An 18,216-nucleotide genomic window follows, 5' to 3' on the forward strand; every position below is an offset into this window, starting at 1 on the left:
CATCCTGCCTTTCCTGCATTATTTAATGCTGTCCAAGCCGTTACGCAACGTACGGACGGCCTTTTCCCGGGCCAGGTAATCGGCCTGGGCCGCTTCCAGCGAGATGAGCCGGAAGGAAACCTTGGCCCCCAAATTCGTTTGGGCCAAGAGCGGCAAATCCGCCGTGGCGACCTGGGCGATTTTCGGATACCCGCCGGTCGTTTGGCGGTCCGCCATCAACACGATCGGCCGCCCGTCGGCAGGCACCTGGACCGTGCCGAACGTAACGGCCGAAGAAATCATCTCCTTCCGCTCGCGCAAATGAAGCTCGGAACCGGTAAGACGGTAGCCCATCCGGTCGGATTGGGGCAGCACTTCGTACGGTTCGCTAAAGAACCGCTCAAGGCTTTGTTCATCGAATAATTCCATTTCCGTCCCCGCCAGGACGCGAAGCTCGGGATTCGGCGCATAAGCCGGCAGCAGCGACGGGGCGACGGCCCATGGGCTGACCGCCCCGGCCTCCGTCACCGCTTCGCGCGCCAGCCTGCCGAGCAGGTTCAGACCGCGCAGCGTTTTAGCGCCGAACGGCAGCCGGTCCCCCTTGCGCAGCGCGCGGCCCTCATGCCCGCCGATCGCGGCCCGCAGATAGGTGGAGCGGCTGTTCATCCGCGCCGGCACCGCGATGCCGCCGCTGACGGCGAGGTATGCGCGGCAGCCGCGCACCATTCGGCCGAACGTGAGGACGCTTCCTTTGGGAGCGAGCACCGTTCTCCAAAGCGGAAGCGGTCTACCGTCCAGCTTGGGGGACAAATCGCCGCCGCAAACGGATATAAGCGCCGTCTCCGCGAAGACGAGCTCCGGCCCCAGCAGCGTAATTTCCAATCCGGCGGCGTTGTCGTCATTCCCGACCAGCAGATTGGCGATCCGCAAGGCGAAAGGGTCCATCGCCCCGCCGGCGATGACCCCGTATTTTTGCAAACCGAATCTGCCCAAATCCTGAACGGTCGTAAGCAATCCCGGCTTGTTGACGATTAAGCTCATAATCCGTCTCCCCCCCACGCATCGTATTCCTCGCGCGTGATCCGGCAAAACCGGACATGATCGCCGGCCTCCAGCAGCGTCGGCGGCATCCGCTCCGGCATAAACAGCCGGACCGGGGTTCTGCCGATGAGCTGCCAGCCTCCCGGCGTGTCGAGCGGATAGATGCCCGTCTGATCCCCCGCGATGCCGACGCTCCCGGCGGGAATCGACAGGCGCGGCGTTTCCCGCCGGGGGGTGGCGATCCGCCCTGACAGGCCGCCCAAATAGCCGAAGCCCGGGGCAAAGCCGAGCATGTAAACCAAATAATCGGCCGAAGTATGGATATCGATTACCTCATCCTCGGTTAGCCCGTGATAGGCCGCCACCGTCTCAAGGTCGGGGCCTAAGTCCCCGCCGTAGCACACGGGAATCTCCACGGTTCTGGGGGCTGCGCTTATCGCATCGCCCAGCTTCGCCATGATGCTGTGCAGCAGCGAGGAGGCGGTATCGAAAGGGGGCTTCCCGCTCGCCTCGAACGCGGTATCCCCTTTCGTCTCTCCCCCGCCGTTCTCTCCGGTGATCAGCGCGAGTGGATCGTAGTATATCGTGACCGTAGCATAGGCCGGCACATATTCGATCATGCCGGGAAGCGGATGGCGATCCAGGTGGTCGGCCAACTGTTTTACCCGATGATATATGACCGGATCAACCCGGTCTCCAAAGCATACGTTCAGCGCGGAATCGCCGAGCGGGACGATGCGATAGCCCAAGGAAGTCTGTAATTCGGACATAATTATGAAGCTCCTTTTTAAATACCTTTTTGTGTTCTTAACTTCATATTATACCGATTTTCGGTTTATATGTCCCGATTTACGAAACAACATTATACCGTTTCATTCTCCACATCCTGCCCGATCGGATCCCATTTGATCAGTAGCGTCGCAATCAGCCCCAGCACCGGAACGACCGCCAGCAGCAGCAAGGTGTTGTAAAGCCCGACGGCGGCTAGAACGACCGGAAAGAGGAAGAATCCGAGGATGCTTCCGGCCCGGGTGATCCCCTGACCAAAACCAGCGCCGAGCCCGCGGAGCTCCGTCGGATACGACAGCGTCGCCATGGTCATGCCCTGGGAGCCCGGCCCGAAGGCATGTCCGAAAATGAACGCGGCGAGCAGGACGGCGGAAACGCCCACAAAGATATTCCCCGCCACACCCATGAGTATCAGCCCGGTTCCGGCAAAAATATATCCGATCAAGGACAGCTTTCTTGCACCGAGCCGGGTGTTCAGCGACGAGCCGAGGAAGCCGCCGAGCGCGCCGAACAAATTGAATACAATCGTTCCGACGATCGCATAGATAACCCCTTGTCCAAACAGAATGCTGGAAATCGTCGGAATGTAGAAGCCGACCGCGAAATACTCCATGCTCTGCGTAAATGTCACGATGGAAGCGAGCAGCGTCCGCATTTTGTACTTACCCTGGAAAATCGCTTTATACGAAAGCTTGTTCTTCCCGGACGCAGCCGAGCCCTGCTTCGCTTCCGGCTCAACGATCACATCGATGTGATACGTTTTGCGCAGCACTTTCGCGCTTTCTTCGAGCGACAGATTTTGCGCCGCCCACAGCGGGCTTTCATCCATATAAAAATACCGCAGGATCAAGACGATCAGGGCAAAAACCCCGCCGAGCCCGACCGACCATCTCCAAATATAATCATGCTGGTCCAACAGGTAGAACGGCAGTGCGATGAGACCGGTCGCCGAGGCGGCCGTGAACCAGAGCGGGCACCATAACGTCACGTTGGAGCCTTTCTTTTTCAAATTGCTGTATTCCGCGATGAAGCTGAGCGCTACGGGAATATCCAGGCCGACGCCGATCCCCATGAGCAGGCGGAAAAAGACGAGCCAGCCGAAGTTCGGGGACAACGCCGCGCCGAATGCCGCAAATACCATCAGAAACAGGTCGATCAGAAACATTTTGTTACGGCCGAATTTGTCGGTGTAATACCCGCCGAAAACGGCGCCGAGCAAAGAACCGACGGCCATGATCGCCGTCAGGCTTCCGAGTTCCACCGGGGACAGCGCGAACTGCTCCTGCAGCTGTGCTGTGCCGATGCCAATGCTGGTAAAATCATAAGCGTCCACAAATACTCCGGCCAGGGCCAGCAGAATAATTTTGTACCCCGGCCTGCTTACCGGATTGGAATTGACAAAATCGATGACGTCCTTTCTGTTTCTGATATGAAGCACACCCGCATTTGAACTCATGTTGCTCAGCTCCCTCCCAATTTCCCATGCTAGTTGTTATTGTAGTTCCGCAATTCGGAATTCATTATCCGAAAAACGATAACCCATATATACGATCATTATAGTCGGGTTTAATTAAAAATCAAGATAAATTTTTGCCCCTCCCGCCGAAGATTCATTCTTTCTCTCAATCGTTGTATACTTAACCATGAATGAACCAGGAATTCCGTTGAAACCGTGCAGGAGGATTAGTTGTGCAAAATAAAAATAAAACCGTCGTCAGATCCATGGATCTTCTTCAACCTTTCTTATCCCACCATAAGCTGAACATTAACGAAATGGCCCGGTTGTCGGGCATCCCGAAAACCTCGGTCCACCGCATGATCGGCTCGCTGGAGGAAATGGGCTTCCTCACCAAGGACAAGGACGGGAAATATGAGCTGGGCCTTGTCTTTCTGCAATTCGGAAATTTGGTGGCGGAACGGCTGGATATCCGGCATATCGCCCTGCCCGTCATGGAGAAGCTGCGCGATGAAATCGCCGAAGCCGTCCACCTTGTCCTGAGAGACGGTAACGAAAGCATATATATCGAAAAGCTGGATACGGATCATCCGGTGCGGCTGTTTACGAAAATCGGGAAAAAGGCGCCGTTATACGCCGGTGCATCCTCCCGGATTATTCTGGCTTTCCTGCCCGAGGAAGAAAGGGAAGCCTATATGAATGAGGCGGAGCTTAAGCCTTTCGCTTCCGGGACGATTACCGACAAAGGGCGGCTCGCCGAAATGTTGAACAAATCCAAGGCCACCGGGTACAGCTTCAGCGTTTCCGAGCTTGAGAACTATACCGCCGAGCTCAGCGCTCCGATCTTTGATCATACCGGCCAAATCCTCGGGGCTTTGAGCGTTGCCGGATTGGAGATCCAGTTCGGGGAGGAACGAGTCGCCGCTCTTGTGCCCGAACTACAGCGGGCCGCTAATGAAATATCGCAAAAACTCGGCTGCACCGCCATTCCTGCCGCCGCTGCGCACGATACAAAGGAGAGTGTGAATTATGAAGCAAGCAAACGATAATAAGGATAGCAACAAAAACGAAAGTCGTAACAATAACGCTGAGCATGGCAAAAAACTTACGTTGTTGGAGATTCCGGGAATGGATGCCGGGGCCAATTGCAGCGCCGACGGCTATTGCGGTTTGGATGCTTCGCCAGCTTCCAAGCCAGGCTCAAAGAATAAGCAGGATTAATCCTGCTAGTGGACATAAGAGCCGTTATTTAGCCGAAGATGATCATTTTTCGTTGCTTACGGACACCACGGCCCCTATTTTGCATAAAATGCTCCCGACTCTGGCGATACCTCTCCAATAACGGTCCCAGTGTCCGCCAAACCTCCAAAGTCGGCGAATTCCCGAAAATAAGGGCTCTCCTGGCCGTAACGTTCACACATGATGGCTCTTCCGGACAATAATCACCTAAAAAAGGGTTGTCCCCAAGGCTTAACGCCTTTTGGGACAACCCTTTTTTATTACTGTTAATTTTGAAACTTCGTCGTCCTTACCATCGCTCCACTTCCCAAACCCCCGTCACCCAATCCCGATAAAAAGACGGCTCGTGCGATACCAGCAAGATTGTCCCCGCGTAATGCGAAAGGGCTTCCTTCAGCGCTTCTTTCGCCCGGACGTCCAGATGGTTGGTCGGTTCATCCAGGACGAGAAAATTGGCCGGGCTCAGCATCAGCTCGCTGAGGCGCGCTTTCGCCCGCTCTCCGCCGCTGAGCCGGTTGAGCGGCTGCCGGATATGCTGATCCGACAGCCCGGCCATGGCCAGCGTCTTGCGGATCTCCCGCTGGGTCAGATCCGTCCGTAACGCGCACAGAAACTCCAGCGGAGTTTGCGCGTCGGCGGGTTGCTCTTGGGCGTAGTATCCGGACTGCACCCGCTCCCCGATCCGCACCTTTCCGCTGAACGGGCGCAAATGCCCGAGCAGCGTTTTGAGCAAGGTCGATTTGCCGATTCCGTTGCTGCCGATGACGGCGATCTTATCTCCCCGGCCGATTCGCAGATCGCGGGGCGCAAACATCGGTGCGTCATAGCCGATTTGCAGCCCGGCTGCCTCCAGCACCCGCGGTACCGGTTCGGTTTGCGGCTTGAACTCGAACCGGGGCTGCGGGCCGGCGGACGGCCGCTCGATCACCTGGATTCGCTCCAGCATTTTTTCGCGGCTTTTGGCTTGCTTCGCTTTCCGGATCCGGTTCTTCTCAATGAACCGCTCCAGTTTGACAATCTCCTTTTGCTGCCGTTCATAAGCCTCCTCCACCTGCCGGCTGCCCTGCTCATATTGGCTGAGAAACGCACCGTAATTGCCCGCATAACGTTTAAGCCGCTGATGCTCCAGGTGATAAATCGCACCTGTAATTTCATTCAAAAACCGCTCGTCATGCGATACCACGATAAATGCCTGCTCATACCGCTTCAAATATTCCGTAAGCCACTCGATATGGGCATCGTCCAAATGGTTGGTCGGCTCGTCGAGCAGCAGCACCTGCGGCTCCTCCAGGAGCAATACGCCCAGCAGCAATTTCGTACGCTGCCCGCCGCTCAGCTGCTCCACCTTACGATCCAGGCCGATTTCCGTTAAACCTAAACCGGAAGCAACCTCGGCGATTTTCGCATCCAGCCGGTAAAAGCCGGAATGCTCCAGCTCGTCTTGCAATTCCCCGTACTTGGCCAATAGGACCGTAATTCTGTCCGGGCCCGAATCGGTTCCCGGCGAAAGCTCCGGGGACCGGGACGAAATCGCGGCCATTTCCCCGGCCAGCTCCGCGATTCTTCGCTCAAGCTCGTATAGATGGGCGAATGCCCCTTGCAGTGTCTCCAGAACCGTGGTCCCGGGAACCAAATCGAAATCCTGCCGCAAGTAACCGAATTTGGCACCGGGCAACCAACCGATCTGTCCGGCGTCGGGAATGAGATCGCCCGCCAGCATTCGGAGCAGCGTCGATTTGCCTGCGCCGTTGCCGCCGACCAAACCGGCATGCTCGCCCCGCAGCAAACGAAATCCGATCTCCCGGAATACCGGTTTATCTCCAAATGTATGCGTAAGTTGTTCAACCGTTAGAATACTCATGTTATTCTCTCCTTTGCTTCTCTAATGAGCCAAAGCCGAGAGAACAGCATTAAAAGATAATTATTCAATTTGAAATGTTAAAAAGGGCAGAGCGAACACGTTCACCCTACCCTTGGCCATTTCAGCCTGATACATGAAAGGAATCGCGCTCTTTAACACTGTTCTTCGGTTGGCTTAACTCCATAAAAGGGCATACTTCTCCCGTTTAAGCCATTTTCCGAACAAGAACAGACGTTAAAAAGAACATACTCCTTCCACCTCATTATGATTAATTTAGGTTCATACAAATTACAGTATACTTACCGCTTCATTCAATTGCAAGCCTTAAGACGTAGCGGCATAAGCGCGGCCGCCCGCGATCTTCTCCACAAACCGGCCCATCCGCCGCAGGGCCTCGGACAGCATTTCCGCCGACGCGGCATAGGAGCAGCGAATCCGGCCCTCGCCTCCCGGTCCGAACACATGACCGGGAACTGTCGCAACGCCTTCCTCTTGTAGCAAACGGCGGGCGAATTCGTCCGAGGACAGTCCGGTGTGCGCAATGGAAGGATAAGCGTAAAACGCGCCTTGGGGCATATGGCAGTCCAGTCCCAGATCGTTCAACCCGTTCACAAACAGCTTCCGTCGGCGGGCGAATTCGGCTTTCATCTCGTCCTTGGCTTTTAGTCCATCGCCGCGCAGCGATTCCAGGGCCGCGATCTGTCCGAGGATCGGGGCGCACATCATCGTGTACTGGTGGATTTTCAGCATCCCGGCGATCAAATTCCGATCCCCGCAGGCGTAGCCGATCCGCCAGCCCGTCATCGCAAACGCCTTGGAAAAGCCGTTGATGACGATCGTCCGCTCCTTCATGCCCGGTACCCGGGCGATGCTGTAATGGCGCCCTTCATACGTCAGCTCAGCGTATACCTCGTCGGAGATAACGACCAGGTCGTGGGCGATGGCCAGCTCGGCTATCGGCAGCCAATCCTCCTCCGTCATGACCGCGCCGGTCGGATTACTCGGATAATTGACGACAAGCACCTTCGAGCGCGGCGTAAGGTGCCGCTTCAGTTCCTCCGCGGTGAGCTTGAAGCCCTGCTCCGCGGTCGAAGGAATTTCCACGATCCGGCCGCCGTGCAGCCGGGCGATCGGTGAATAAGCGATATAGCTCGGCGCCGGAATCAGCACCTCGTCGCCCGGAGAAACGAGGGTGCGCAGCGCCAAATCGACCGCTTCGCTGCTGCCGACCGTGACCAGAATTTCTCCGGCGGGATCGTACGGCAGTCGAAAACTGTCCGCCAAATATCCGGCGATCGCTTCCCTCAGCTCGGGCAGCCCGCTATTTGGAGTGTATTTGGTCTTTCCTTCCTGCAAAGCGCGGATACAAGCGGCCCGTACCGCTTCAGGGGTAACAAAGTCCGGTTCCCCCACGCCGAGCTGAATCACGTCCCGTCCTCCCGGGTTCGACTCGAAAAATTCGCGAATCCCGGAAGGAGGAATCTCGCGCACGGCCGATGTCATCCATTCAATGCCCATATACGGCCACGCTCCCTTCCTCGCGCTCCCGGCCTAGCTCCGGGCTTCGCCCGGACGGCCGATGCCATCTGCGATTCGCTTCCCTTTCATGCAGTGAAAGCTCGATAATGCGGTCCAGCAGCCCGCCGAACGATATCCCCGCCGCCTGAGCGCTTTTCGGCAGCAGGCTGGCCCGGGTCATTCCCGGCAGCGTGTTGACTTCCAGGACATAGGGAATTCCCTCGCGCATCATCATATCGACTCGTGCATACACGCCGCATTTCAACACGCGGTAGCTATCCAAAGCGGCGGCGGTCACTCGGGCTTCCGTATCGGCGGATAGCGCGATCACATCTTCCTCCGCGCCGCCGGTTTCGTATTTGGCCTTGTAGTCGAACCATGCAGACCTATTCGACCGGATGCCGAGTACCGGCAGCAGCTCTCCGCCCAAGATCGAGCAGGTGATTTCCTGCCCCTCGATATATTGTTCGATCACAACGGAAGTATCGTAACGCAGCGCCTCCATTACCGCTTCCTTTAACCCCTCCTCGCTTGCGACCGGAAGCGTGCCCACGCTGGAGCCTCCCTCATTCGGCTTCACGAACACCGGGAAGCCCAGCCGCTCCTTGACGGCTTCGGCATCGTAATCCTTCATGCCGTTCCAATACAGCCAGTCAGGGGTGGAGACGCCTTCGGCCCGCAGCAGCCGTTTGGACAGATTCTTATCCATGCACAAGCCGCTGGACAACACCCCGCTGCCGGAATACGGAATGCCCATGCTTTCCAGCGCCGCCTGAACGGTCCCGTCCTCCCCGTATTTGCCGTGCAGCGCGAGCAGGGCGAAATCGATGCCTTTGACCTTCCCGATCAAATCGCCCGGGCTTTCGATGTCGATCCCGATCACCTCGTATTTGCCGCGGTCCAGGTGAACCATCATTTCCCGCCCCGTCATCAGCGATATTTCGCGTTCCGAAGAGATGCCCCCCATAATGACGCCGATTCTCACGTCCAATCCCCTCTATTCTCCAAGTTGTTCGGCGACTTCGCCGATGATCCGGATTCCTTCGCGTATGTCTTCGTCCTTCACCCGCGAGAAGCCGATCCGCATCGTGTTGACCCCGCCGCCGTCCATAAAAAACATATCGCCCGGCGTGAAGATGACGCCTTTGGCCGAACAGGCCGCCAGCAGCCGATGAGTATCGAAGCCCGCCGCGAATTCGAGAAACAGATGCAGGCCGCCGTCGCCCGACAAGCGGGCAAACGGAATGTACTTCTCGCAGCACGCTTTCGTCAGCTCATACTTCCGCTTGTATTCGGCGCGGGCTTTTTTCAAATATTTATCCAAATGGCCGTTATGCAGATATTGAAACAGAACCGATTGATCCAGGGTTGAAGTATGGATATTTCGGGCCCGCTTTACGCTTTCCAAATAATCGATCAATTCCTTGTCCGCCAGCACCCATCCCACTCTCAGGCCGGGAAAGAGCACCTTCGAGAAGCTGCCGAGGTAAATCACGCCGTTCCCTTGGCCCGCAGACGCGATCAGGGGCATGGCATGGGCACCGGAGTAGCGCAGCTCCTCATTGAATCCGTCTTCGATGACCGGCACTTCATACTCGGCCATCAGCTTCATGAGAGCAATTCTTTTCTCGGGAGACATCACGATCCCGGTCGGGTTGTGGTACGACGGAATAAAGTACGCACAGTCGTATTTCCGCCCGGACAAAGCCCGCTCCAGCTCTTCGAGGTTGATGCCGTCATGCTCCATCGGGATCCCGGTAATTTCGAAGCCGTTCAGTTTAAAATTTTTGATCGCCGTGTGATGGGTCGGGTTTTCGCAAAGGACGGCACCGCCCCGGCTTTTACCGAGCGCGGACAGCACGATATCGAGGCCTTCGGTAAAACCGCTCGTTATCAGCATGTCTTTGCCCCGCAAGTCGACGCCCTTATGCTCCATATAGCGCATCAGGTAATCGATGAGCGGCTTATAGCCTTTGGCGTAACCGTAATTGAGCAGGACATTGCCCTCGAGAGCCATCCGGTCGAGGAACGCCCGCCTGAAATTGTCGAGGTCGAACAATTGCTCGTCGGGCGCGATGCTCGTAAACGAGATCGCGTCTTTGCCGGCGCGGATGCCCCGCTTCATCCGGTCCAGCTCCACGGCTTGCCGGGCATACCCGTTCACGCGGGAAGACCAGTCGGTCCGCCAGGAGGCGGCCGGCTCATCCGCGCCGACGGACACGAGGGCCACGTAGCTGCCCTTGCCCGGCAGTGCGTAAACAAAGCCCTCCTCCTCCAGGTCCGCGTAGGCGGCGATAACCGTGTTGCGGCCGACGCCAAGCAGCGAGCCGAGCTCGCGCGTGGACGGCAGCTTCTGATCCGCCTGCAGCGCACCTTTTATAATCAACCGCTTTAAGTAGTCCTTCACCTGAATGCGGACCGGCCGGTCTCCCTCCAGGGGCTTAAAGTCGTTAAACATCTTCCATCGCCCTCCAACCACATCATGACATATTCCGCAAGCAAATGAAAAGAACCACGGCTCCCCGTTTTTGGCGGAGGCGTGGTTCAAGCTTCTTTAAATAGCCACATTTAGCTTAAGGTTACTTCACTATGAATATCCCTTTTTTATAGGCCAAGGTGTAGATCATCCCGTCATCGCTTAATACCGCCGTATCGATGCTGTCATTCACCAGACGGATATTGCGGCCGCTTTCGTCAACCTTATATAGTCCCATTTCATAGCCTTTGGAGACATAGAATACACCGGCCTTCCCTACATAGAAGGAAGTAACGGCTCGATCGCTGAGCCGTGTCTCCCGGTGATTCGCGATATCATACCGGTACAGGGTTCCCTGATCATAGATACCGGCCGTTTTTACATCGCCGGTATAGTAAATCCCGCCATTATAGAATATAACATTCGCCACTTTTCGATTTACGACAGTCTCGTCGTTCGCTCCGTCCAAACCGACGCCATGCAAATATCCCGTTACCGGATCGATATAAAATATTTGATCGCCGATCATCCAGAAATCGCCGGCCGGCGAAGCCAGCTTGATCTGCGACCGGTCCTGCGGATTGATTTTGTACAGGGCGGTCCGGTCTTCGGGATCATTATCTTTAACGCCGAGCGTATACAGATAACCGTCTTTGACGTATAGCGAATCGTTGGTGGAATAGCCCACGCTTCCTTCGCCGATAGACCGGTTAATCCCATACGCATATTCCGGGTTGCCGATCGAGACCGTTTCCCCTGTGGCGAGATCGGTTCGTTTCAGATTGTCTGCCAGGCTGAACATGGGCGTGAAGTCCGAACTGTACAAATATTGCTTCGTCTTCACGTAAGCATTAAAGCTCTTCGCATCGGCGACACTTGCCAGCGAGCCGTCCTTCACCTTATACAGTGTTTCGCTGCCCATCGTCAAATCACCGGAATGGAGGATGATATATACCTCATTATCGATAACACTTAGATCGCTCAGCCAGCCGTCCCTTGGATTCCAATCCCCGAGCGAACTGATTTTTCTGGACTGGTTACCGGCAAAATCGTAGGCGTACAGCATGGACTTTTTATTTTCCAGAGATACGTAATAGAGCTCGCCGTTGATGATTCTCGCAGAATCCAGGATCGGGTCTCCTTGCAACGGCACGCGAACGGCCTTCTGACCGTTCTTTTGTTTGTAGAAGGCTTGCGTCTCCCCGTTATCCTTATAGAATCGTTGGTAATAATAAGCGGTGTCTCCGAATCTTGCTACTGGAAATAAGGCATCTCCGAATTCGATCCGCTTCCGCGTATCGGTCAATATAGCCTTAATTTGCTTCAAAAGGCCGGCCATCTGCGGGTCCTGGGTATTTATATTCTCCTTCCCCATCAGAATGAGTCCGTCATGCCAAATGATCTCTTTATCCAACGCAATGGCTGCGTTTCTCAGCGGCAAATAAATGCCTCCATTTATTTTTTGCGGCGCCGCGTCCGTCATAAGAGGCTCATTATTGACAACCATCTCTTTGCTGCCGACCGTAAATTTGATCTTTTTGCCCAAGAGATCGTTCTTTAACAGCACCTCATCGGGAGTTTGCGCATCCCAGACGGCTTCCCAGTTGTTGTTATCTTGGCCCGAGTAATAGGCCAGCCTGCTCATTAATCGGATCGGAACGAGTATGCGCCCGTCTCTTTGCACGATGGTATAATCATCGTACATTTCTATCAATTGCCCGTGGACAAAGGCTTTGCTCTGATAATCGTAAGGAATCATCACCATTTGATCCAGAATTTCTTCGGCCGTTTTGCCGGCTTCCTCTTTCTCTTCCGCAAAAACGCTTAGCGATCCGCAGACGAAACAGACGCCGAGAACCGCAAGCATGATAAATCTTTTCATTTGAACAGCGCTCCCTTTTCCGGTTTTTTCTTCACCAACCCAGAAAAGTAGACGCGGTAAACGCAGTAAAAGTTTCTTCTCCCTAAACGGAAGTTCCCTTCCATTCGTTATTGCGGCAAATTAGTATACGTATCTTATATTATGTAAACTTCCTGCACGAAAATAGAGTCCGGGCTCAGGGCCCGGACCCATGGAATCTCTTATAAATCAGGAAGAAACAATTACCAATTCAGGCTCGGGAACGAATCCGAAATGCTTATCTATCTTGTCTTGTACGAGCGAAACCAGATAAACGACGTCCTCCGCCTTGGCCCCGCCCCGATTTTGGATCACATTGCCGTGAACGGGAGAAATCATGGCATTGCCGTGACGGGTACCCCGCAGATTCAGGCGGTCCGCCAATTTGCCGACAGGCTCGCCGATGGAGTAATTGTTTTTAAACACCGAACCGCAGGAAGGGTAATCGAAATGCATTTTCCCGTTCCGGTCGGAGATGATGCTCCGCAGCGGAACCGTCGAAGGGTCGTACTCATCCTTCATTTTATTAAGACAGTTTACGTAGAAGGCGGAGAATGCCTTAAGGCTGGAAGTTTCCAATTCGCCCCGATCCAATTCCCCGAGAAACGGAACCAGACGCTCGGGAGCGGCCGGAAGCTGGTTGAAGTGCAAATCCGCGCCGACAATAAACCAGTTGTTCCGCTGAAATATCGATTGTTTATAGCCGTACTCGCAGTCGTCCACGCGGATGGAGTTTATTCCTTTTGCCATATCGCCAAGATCGACATAGTAAACCGTATCTATAAAATCGCTGATATGATAGTTAAAATATTTCGCGTTCATATATATGCCGCCGCCCAGCGTACCCGGGAGCAGGAAGCAGAAATCGAAGTCCCCGGTGCCGATCGCGGTGCCGATCATGGCCAGCAGCGACATCGGCGTTCCCGCAGATACGTGAAGCCCGTTGCCCGTCAGAGCAATGTCCATATGCGATCTGGTGGAAATAAACAAGGTGTCGCGGTTCGGTTCGTCCGGAAACAAAAGATTGGAGCCCATTCCGAAAAAAAGCGGATTTAACCCGTGCGAGCGGGCCGCTTCCAACACCTGTACGATATCTTCGTCACTGCGGGGCAGCGCCAAAAAACGCGCATGGCCTCCGATTTCATAGGTTGAATATTGGGATAAAGGCCGGTCTTTATATATGCATGCCAGATCTAGGGTTGCCATTAAAATTCCTCCGAATGATTTGCTTGAAAACAAAATCACATTCTATGTACCATTGTATATTATGTGAGTTCCCGGATCAAAATGCAATCTTCAGCGGAGTCCCGGGCTGTCCCAATCAAGAAAAAACACCGGATCACGCCGCGATTCGGGCGCCTCCGGTGCCGTATAGGGTACTTCCGTATAAATCTGATTATTTATCCAACTGCTTTAAACCCATTCAACTCGTGTCAAAAGCTGATTCTTCATCAAAGCCATAATAAAATCAAGATAATACTCCTTACGAACGATGACCTTATGGCGCTGATCCTGGTACAGGTAAAACAATGCATCCGTATACACATCGTTTTCTGCAAATTCCTTCTGTACCTCCCTCAGTCCGGGAACCAGAGAATCTTGGCCGATGAATTTAATTTCAAATTCAACGTCGGAATCGTTTAATGTCTCATTGATAAGAATTCGCTCCTGATCAAATGTGTATTTTAACTGCATATGAATCACTCCCGGGCTCGTTTTCATTAACCATAAAAACTTAGCAGTTTGAAAATAGTTTACCATAATAATTTTATTATCTACAAAATGAAGTGAAGGCGAATTTTTGTATCGTGTGATTATTTACAGCTTCAATCCGCTCAAGCTGCCCCCTTGGGCAAACAAGCGGTCGATCTTCTTCTCTACGGCCGGGTCCGGAACGAGCGGCGGCGCTTGATGCGGTTTGGAACGGGCGTCGATGATGACATTGTCGCAGCCCCAATGCTTGTCCTTATAGTAACTATTAACCCCATGCATGTCATGGGACGGATTGCTGCGGGTAAAAGTCACCCACAGGAAATTGCGCAGCGTCGCGCTCAAAAATGTACTGTCGTCGCACAATATGATCATGGGGCAGGAATCAAGCGGCCCTCTCTCTTGAATAGCTTTGGCGTAATCCTCCATCTCCCGCTCCGTCTGGGCATAGCTCTCGAATTTGGGCCCTTGGACGGCGACGATCCCGGGCATAACCAGCCGGGGATTGTCGAACCCGCGGATACCCTGCAGCTGCTCCGGTACATGCCGGCACAGTTCCCGCTTCTTGTCCCCGTAAGCGGCGAGGACGACTTTGCTTCCGCTGTTGAGGCCGGTCCCGGAATAGTCGAGTGTATCGATCGTCGTATTCGTCTGGAAATGAATATCCCGGTGCAAATCGATCCGCTCGAGAATGTAAGTCAGGAAGTCGACTTCCCGATGCGTATCGAGCGGAATTTGGTCCTCGGCCGTGATGAACAGATACTTCGCCAGGCTCAGCTGGCCCGTTCCGAGAATCCGGTTGGCGATCGTCAGCAGCTCCTCCGGCCGCTTGGCCTGCTGGTACGGCGTGTAGCGCTCGCTGCCGATCGCGAACAGCAGCGGATGCACGCCGGCCGCGTCGACCGCGTGAACCTCCTTCACGCCGGGAACTTCCTGGCGGACGGCGTCACCGGTCAGCTCGTGGATCAGTTCGCCGAAGGCGGTATCCTCTTGCGGCGGGCGGCCGACGACCGTAAACGGCCAGATCGCGTTCTTTCTGGCGTATACCTTGTGCACCCGCATCACCGGGAATTGATGCGCTAGACTATAATAGCCCAAATGGTCGCCGAATGGTCCTTCCGGCTTCGTTTCTCCGGGGTGGATTTCTCCGGTGATGACGAAATCCGCCTCATTGCTGACGCAGAAGCCGTCGAGATAGCTGTAGCGGAACCGTCGGCCGCTCAGCATGCCGGCGACCAGGAGTTCGCTCAGGCCTTCCGGCAGCGGCATCACGGCGGATAAGGTGTGCGCGGGCGGGCCGCCGACAAAGACGCTGACCTTCAGAGGTTCCCCCAGCTTGTTCGCCTTGGTCTGATGAATGCCAATGCCGCGGTGAATCTGGTAATGGACGCCGACCTCATGATCCTGGTCATACGAATTTCCGTTCAGTTGAATCCGGTACATGCCGAGATTCGAATGCATGATTCCCGGCTTCTCCGGGTCTTCGGTGTACACCTGCGGCAAGGTGACAAACGCCCCGCCGTCCATCGGCCAATGCTGGATAAGCGGCAGGTCGGAGATATGTATTTCCTGCGCCGTCACCGGCCGGCTACCGGCCGTCTTCATCGGCAGAGCTTTCAGCGCCGCCAAGCCGATCCCGACGCTCTTCAGCGGATTCTTGAGCGCGGAGAGCGGATTGTTGCGCAGGGCGATAATATTCTGCGTGTTGTTCCAAGTCTTGCGGAAGATGAACTTGCTGCGCTCCATCGTGCCGAACAGATTGGATACGGCGCGGAATTTGGAGCCTTTGACGCGTTCGAACAACAAGGCCGGCCCGCCGGCCTCGTAAACCCGCAGATGAATCGCCGCCATCTCCAGGTAAGGATCGACCTCTTCGCGAATCCGGACGAGATGCCCGTGTTTTTCCAAATCAAGAATACATTCTTCCATATTGCGATACATACCGATTCTAACTCCATTCTATTGATGTTAATATCAAGCATAATCCAGAATTTCGAGCGTGACAACCAAAATAGACGTGACCATGAATTCCGCGCCGCCGGGATCGGTCATCCAAAAAAACATCGCCCGTTCAGGCGATGTTCCGATGTTTGTTTTTGTTTAACGATTCTGCTTTTAATTGTCGGCGGCTTATTTCTTCCGCGTCCAATGACGGTGCTGCGCGATCGCTTCTATGAATCGGCTGCCGAAATTGCCGGGGCCGATTTTACCGGCTTCTTCCGTCAATGTGGTGATTACGCCGGGGCCTTCTTTTTGCGGAAGGATTGCGGTCCCCTCGTCCATGGCGCCGATCGTTTTGTAATGGCGGAAAGCCTCGTTGACAAACTCCAGCAGCTTCGGTTCGGACACGAGCTCCTCCAGGCCTTCTTTCCCGCCGGCGATCAGCACCGCGTCAAACAGCACCGAATCGGCGCTTAGCAAGGTATGCATGACTTCAAGACGCCCGCCCTGATCGCCGGTAATTTCCCCAAGCCGGGTGCTCACGACTTCGGCGATGACGCCCGCCGCCTGAAGCTCGGTCAGCACGCCGAACAGCGTTTGCTCCCTGAAACGGTTTCCCGCCAATACGGCGACTTTGCGGGTCTTCGGCGATTTGACCGTGTTCATCATGCTGAGCGCCGGCGATGATCCGGTCGAAGCGGTGCCGGAGATTTGCGGCGGGATCGTGCCGATTCCCTCGGAGATGCGAGCGGCCAATTCGCCGGACACATTGGCGAACACTTCGACGACCCGCTGGCGGATTTCTTTGCGTTTGACCTTGCTTAATTCAAACTGGAACGCGGAGACAATATGCTGCTTCTCCACCTCGGACATGCTGTTCCAAAACAGTGCCGCCTGGCTGTAATGGTCCATGAAACTTTCGCTTCGCCGGCGGACCTTCCGGCCTTCGACCTTCTCCGTGTAATGCTCATATCCGCCTTGCCGAGGCACCGGATGCGGCGAATTTCCGGCGATGCCGTTGTTATGGTAGCTCACCGGACCCGGATTGATCGTCATGCGGTGCATGCCGTCGCGCTGGTTATTGTGTACGGGCGCGATCGGGCGGTTGATCGGGATCTCGTGGAAGTTCGGTCCGCCCAATCTGGACAATTGCGTATCCGTGTAAGAAAATAAGCGGCCCTGAAGTAAAGGGTCGTTGGTGAAATCGATACCCGGTACGACATGTCCGGGATGAAACGCGATCTGCTCGGTTTCCGCGAAGAAATTGTCGGTGTTTTTGTTCAGCGTCATTTTGCCGATCAATCGGACCGGAATCAGCTCTTCCGGCCATATCTTGGTCGGGTCGAGGATATCGAATTCGAACTTGAACTCGTCCTCTTCGGGAATCATCTGTACACCCAGCTCATATTCCGGGTAATTTCCGCTTTCAATCGCCTCCCACAGATCGCGGCGGTTGAAATCCGGGTCTTTGCCCGCTATTTTCTGCGTCTCGTCCCAAACCAGGGAATGCATCCCCAGCGTCGGTTTCCAGTGGAATTTCACGAAATGGGCTTTGCCCTCCGCGTTCACGAACCGGAAGGTGTGCACCCCGAACCCTTCCATCATCCGGAAGCTCCGCGGCAGCGCGCGGTCGGACATCGCCCACATCACCATATGCGCGGATTCCGTATTGTTCGCGACGAAATCCCAGAACGTATCGTGCGCCGATTGAGCCTGCGGAATTTCGTTATGCGGCTCCGGCTTGACGGCATGGATGAAGTCGGGGAATTTGATCGCATCCTGGATGAAAAAGACCGGCATATTATTGCCCACCAGGTCGTAATTGCCTTCCTCCGTATAAAACTTCGTGGCGAAACCGCGCACATCCCGCACCGTATCGGATGATCCGCGCGAGCCGGCCACGGTGGAAAACCGTACGAACACCGGCGTCACGAGGTTGGGATCCCGTAAAAATTTGGCCATCGTATATGATTCCATCGACTCGTAGACCCTAAAATAACCGTGAGCGCCGAATCCTCGCGCATGCACGATCCGTTCGGGAATCCGTTCATGGTCGAAATGAGTCATTTTCTCTCTGAAATGAAAATCCTCCATCAATGTCGGACCGCGATCCCCGGCCTTTAATGAGTGTTCATCCTCCGACACGGTCAGCCCTTGGTTGGTCGTCAGCTTCTTTCCCTCACTATGAACCCGGTAAGCATCCAACTGCTTGTCCTTGGCCGTCGTCCGGCCTGCTTGGGATGGATCATGCTTGTTGTTCATGCCTCTTCCTCCCCATGTTGTTGTTTAGAATTATTCTAAAATAT

Annotated in this window: 14 protein-coding genes; 2 read left to right on the forward strand and 12 right to left on the reverse strand. The window is 54.9% G+C overall.

Annotated features, from left to right (window positions below):
- Nucleotides 1-18 precede the first annotated feature (18 nt).
- The 3 genes from V3851_RS07950 to V3851_RS07960 all read right to left on the reverse strand — a co-directional run bounded on the left by V3851_RS07950 (nt 19) and on the right by V3851_RS07960 (nt 3,265).
- Complete coding sequence (locus V3851_RS07950) at nt 19-1,020, reverse strand: 5-oxoprolinase subunit C family protein (protein WP_331845990.1); 1,002 nt, start codon at nt 1,018-1,020, stop codon at nt 19-21.
- Complete coding sequence (pxpB, locus tag V3851_RS07955; protein ID WP_331845991.1) at nt 1,017-1,790, reverse strand: 5-oxoprolinase subunit PxpB; 774 nt, start codon at nt 1,788-1,790, stop codon at nt 1,017-1,019. The genes V3851_RS07950 and pxpB overlap by 4 nt, the downstream gene beginning before the upstream one ends.
- A 92-nt stretch (nt 1,791-1,882) precedes the next feature.
- Entirely contained in the window at nt 1,883-3,265 is a 1,383-nt protein-coding gene (locus V3851_RS07960) for an MFS transporter (protein ID WP_331845992.1), read from the reverse strand.
- Nucleotides 3,266-3,498: 233 nt separating this feature from the next.
- Here V3851_RS07960 and V3851_RS07965 point away from each other — a divergent pair, with 233 nt between their 5' ends.
- Together V3851_RS07965 and V3851_RS07970 are read left to right on the forward strand one after the other, a co-directional pair.
- Entirely contained in the window at nt 3,499-4,314 is an 816-nt protein-coding gene (locus tag V3851_RS07965) for an IclR family transcriptional regulator (RefSeq protein ID WP_331845993.1), read from the forward strand.
- Nucleotides 4,295-4,486 (forward strand): hypothetical protein, encoded by a 192-nt coding sequence (locus V3851_RS07970; RefSeq protein ID WP_331845994.1) that lies wholly within the window; start codon nt 4,295-4,297, stop codon nt 4,484-4,486. The genes V3851_RS07965 and V3851_RS07970 overlap by 20 nt, the downstream gene beginning before the upstream one ends.
- Nucleotides 4,487-4,793: 307 nt before the next feature.
- Here V3851_RS07970 and V3851_RS07975 read toward each other — a convergent pair whose 3' ends face one another.
- From V3851_RS07975 to V3851_RS08015, 9 genes are all read right to left on the reverse strand, one after another.
- Nucleotides 4,794-6,365 carry an ABC-F family ATP-binding cassette domain-containing protein gene (locus tag V3851_RS07975; protein ID WP_331845995.1) on the reverse strand — a complete coding sequence of 524 codons (1,572 nt, stop codon included), beginning with the start codon at nt 6,363-6,365 and terminating at the stop codon, nt 4,794-4,796.
- A gap of 324 nt (nt 6,366-6,689) precedes the next feature.
- Nucleotides 6,690-7,883 (reverse strand): pyridoxal phosphate-dependent aminotransferase, encoded by a 1,194-nt coding sequence (locus tag V3851_RS07980; protein ID WP_331845996.1) that lies wholly within the window; start codon nt 7,881-7,883, stop codon nt 6,690-6,692.
- The gene (locus V3851_RS07985) at nt 7,873-8,868 is read right to left on the reverse strand and encodes a D-alanine--D-alanine ligase (RefSeq protein WP_331846311.1); all 996 of its coding nucleotides are present in this window, start codon (nt 8,866-8,868) and stop codon (nt 7,873-7,875) included. Before V3851_RS07985 ends, V3851_RS07980 begins: the two co-directional genes overlap by 11 nt.
- A gap of 12 nt (nt 8,869-8,880) precedes the next feature.
- Nucleotides 8,881-10,341, reverse strand: a complete 1,461-nt coding sequence (locus tag V3851_RS07990) for an aminotransferase-like domain-containing protein (RefSeq protein ID WP_331845997.1) — start codon at nt 10,339-10,341, stop codon at nt 8,881-8,883.
- 121 nt (nt 10,342-10,462) lie between these two features.
- Nucleotides 10,463-12,241 carry a DUF5050 domain-containing protein gene (locus V3851_RS07995; protein ID WP_331845998.1) on the reverse strand — a complete coding sequence of 593 codons (1,779 nt, stop codon included), beginning with the start codon at nt 12,239-12,241 and terminating at the stop codon, nt 10,463-10,465.
- A gap of 207 nt (nt 12,242-12,448) precedes the next feature.
- Nucleotides 12,449-13,465, reverse strand: a complete 1,017-nt coding sequence (locus V3851_RS08000) for a UDP-N-acetylmuramate dehydrogenase (protein WP_331845999.1) — start codon at nt 13,463-13,465, stop codon at nt 12,449-12,451.
- 207 nt (nt 13,466-13,672) lie between these two features.
- Nucleotides 13,673-13,954, reverse strand: coding sequence for a hypothetical protein (locus tag V3851_RS08005; protein ID WP_331846000.1), 282 nt, complete (start codon nt 13,952-13,954; stop codon nt 13,673-13,675).
- A gap of 123 nt (nt 13,955-14,077) precedes the next feature.
- Entirely contained in the window at nt 14,078-15,910 is a 1,833-nt protein-coding gene (locus V3851_RS08010; protein WP_331846001.1) for a UbiD family decarboxylase, read from the reverse strand.
- A gap of 189 nt (nt 15,911-16,099) precedes the next feature.
- Nucleotides 16,100-18,172 (reverse strand): catalase, encoded by a 2,073-nt coding sequence (locus V3851_RS08015; RefSeq protein ID WP_331846002.1) that lies wholly within the window; start codon nt 18,170-18,172, stop codon nt 16,100-16,102.
- Nucleotides 18,173-18,216: the final 44 nt, after the last annotated feature.

The organism is Paenibacillus haidiansis (genome assembly GCF_036553665.1).
Classification (GTDB): Bacteria; Bacillota; Bacilli; order Paenibacillales; family Paenibacillaceae; genus Fontibacillus; species Fontibacillus haidiansis.

What these genes read in the sequence shown, in the direction of transcription:
- V3851_RS07980 (WP_331845996.1), bottom strand. Translation starts at nt 7,883, where the DNA reads ATGGGCATTGAATGGATGACATCGGCCGTGCGCGAGATTCCTCCTTCC.
- V3851_RS08015 (WP_331846002.1), bottom strand. Translation starts at nt 18,172, where the DNA reads ATGAACAACAAGCATGATCCATCCCAAGCAGGCCGGACGACGGCCAAG.
- pxpB (WP_331845991.1), bottom strand. Translation starts at nt 1,790, where the DNA reads ATGTCCGAATTACAGACTTCCTTGGGCTATCGCATCGTCCCGCTCGGC.
- V3851_RS07975 (WP_331845995.1), bottom strand. Translation starts at nt 6,365, where the DNA reads ATGAGTATTCTAACGGTTGAACAACTTACGCATACATTTGGAGATAAA.
- V3851_RS07995 (WP_331845998.1), bottom strand. Translation starts at nt 12,241, where the DNA reads ATGAAAAGATTTATCATGCTTGCGGTTCTCGGCGTCTGTTTCGTCTGC.
- V3851_RS07960 (WP_331845992.1), bottom strand. Translation starts at nt 3,265, where the DNA reads ATGAGTTCAAATGCGGGTGTGCTTCATATCAGAAACAGAAAGGACGTC.
- V3851_RS08000 (WP_331845999.1), bottom strand. Translation starts at nt 13,465, where the DNA reads ATGGCAACCCTAGATCTGGCATGCATATATAAAGACCGGCCTTTATCC.
- V3851_RS08005 (WP_331846000.1), bottom strand. Translation starts at nt 13,954, where the DNA reads ATGCAGTTAAAATACACATTTGATCAGGAGCGAATTCTTATCAATGAG.
- V3851_RS07990 (WP_331845997.1), bottom strand. Translation starts at nt 10,341, where the DNA reads ATGTTTAACGACTTTAAGCCCCTGGAGGGAGACCGGCCGGTCCGCATT.
- V3851_RS07970 (WP_331845994.1), top strand. Translation starts at nt 4,295, where the DNA reads ATGAAGCAAGCAAACGATAATAAGGATAGCAACAAAAACGAAAGTCGT.
- V3851_RS08010 (WP_331846001.1), bottom strand. Translation starts at nt 15,910, where the DNA reads ATGTATCGCAATATGGAAGAATGTATTCTTGATTTGGAAAAACACGGG.
- V3851_RS07950 (WP_331845990.1), bottom strand. Translation starts at nt 1,020, where the DNA reads ATGAGCTTAATCGTCAACAAGCCGGGATTGCTTACGACCGTTCAGGAT.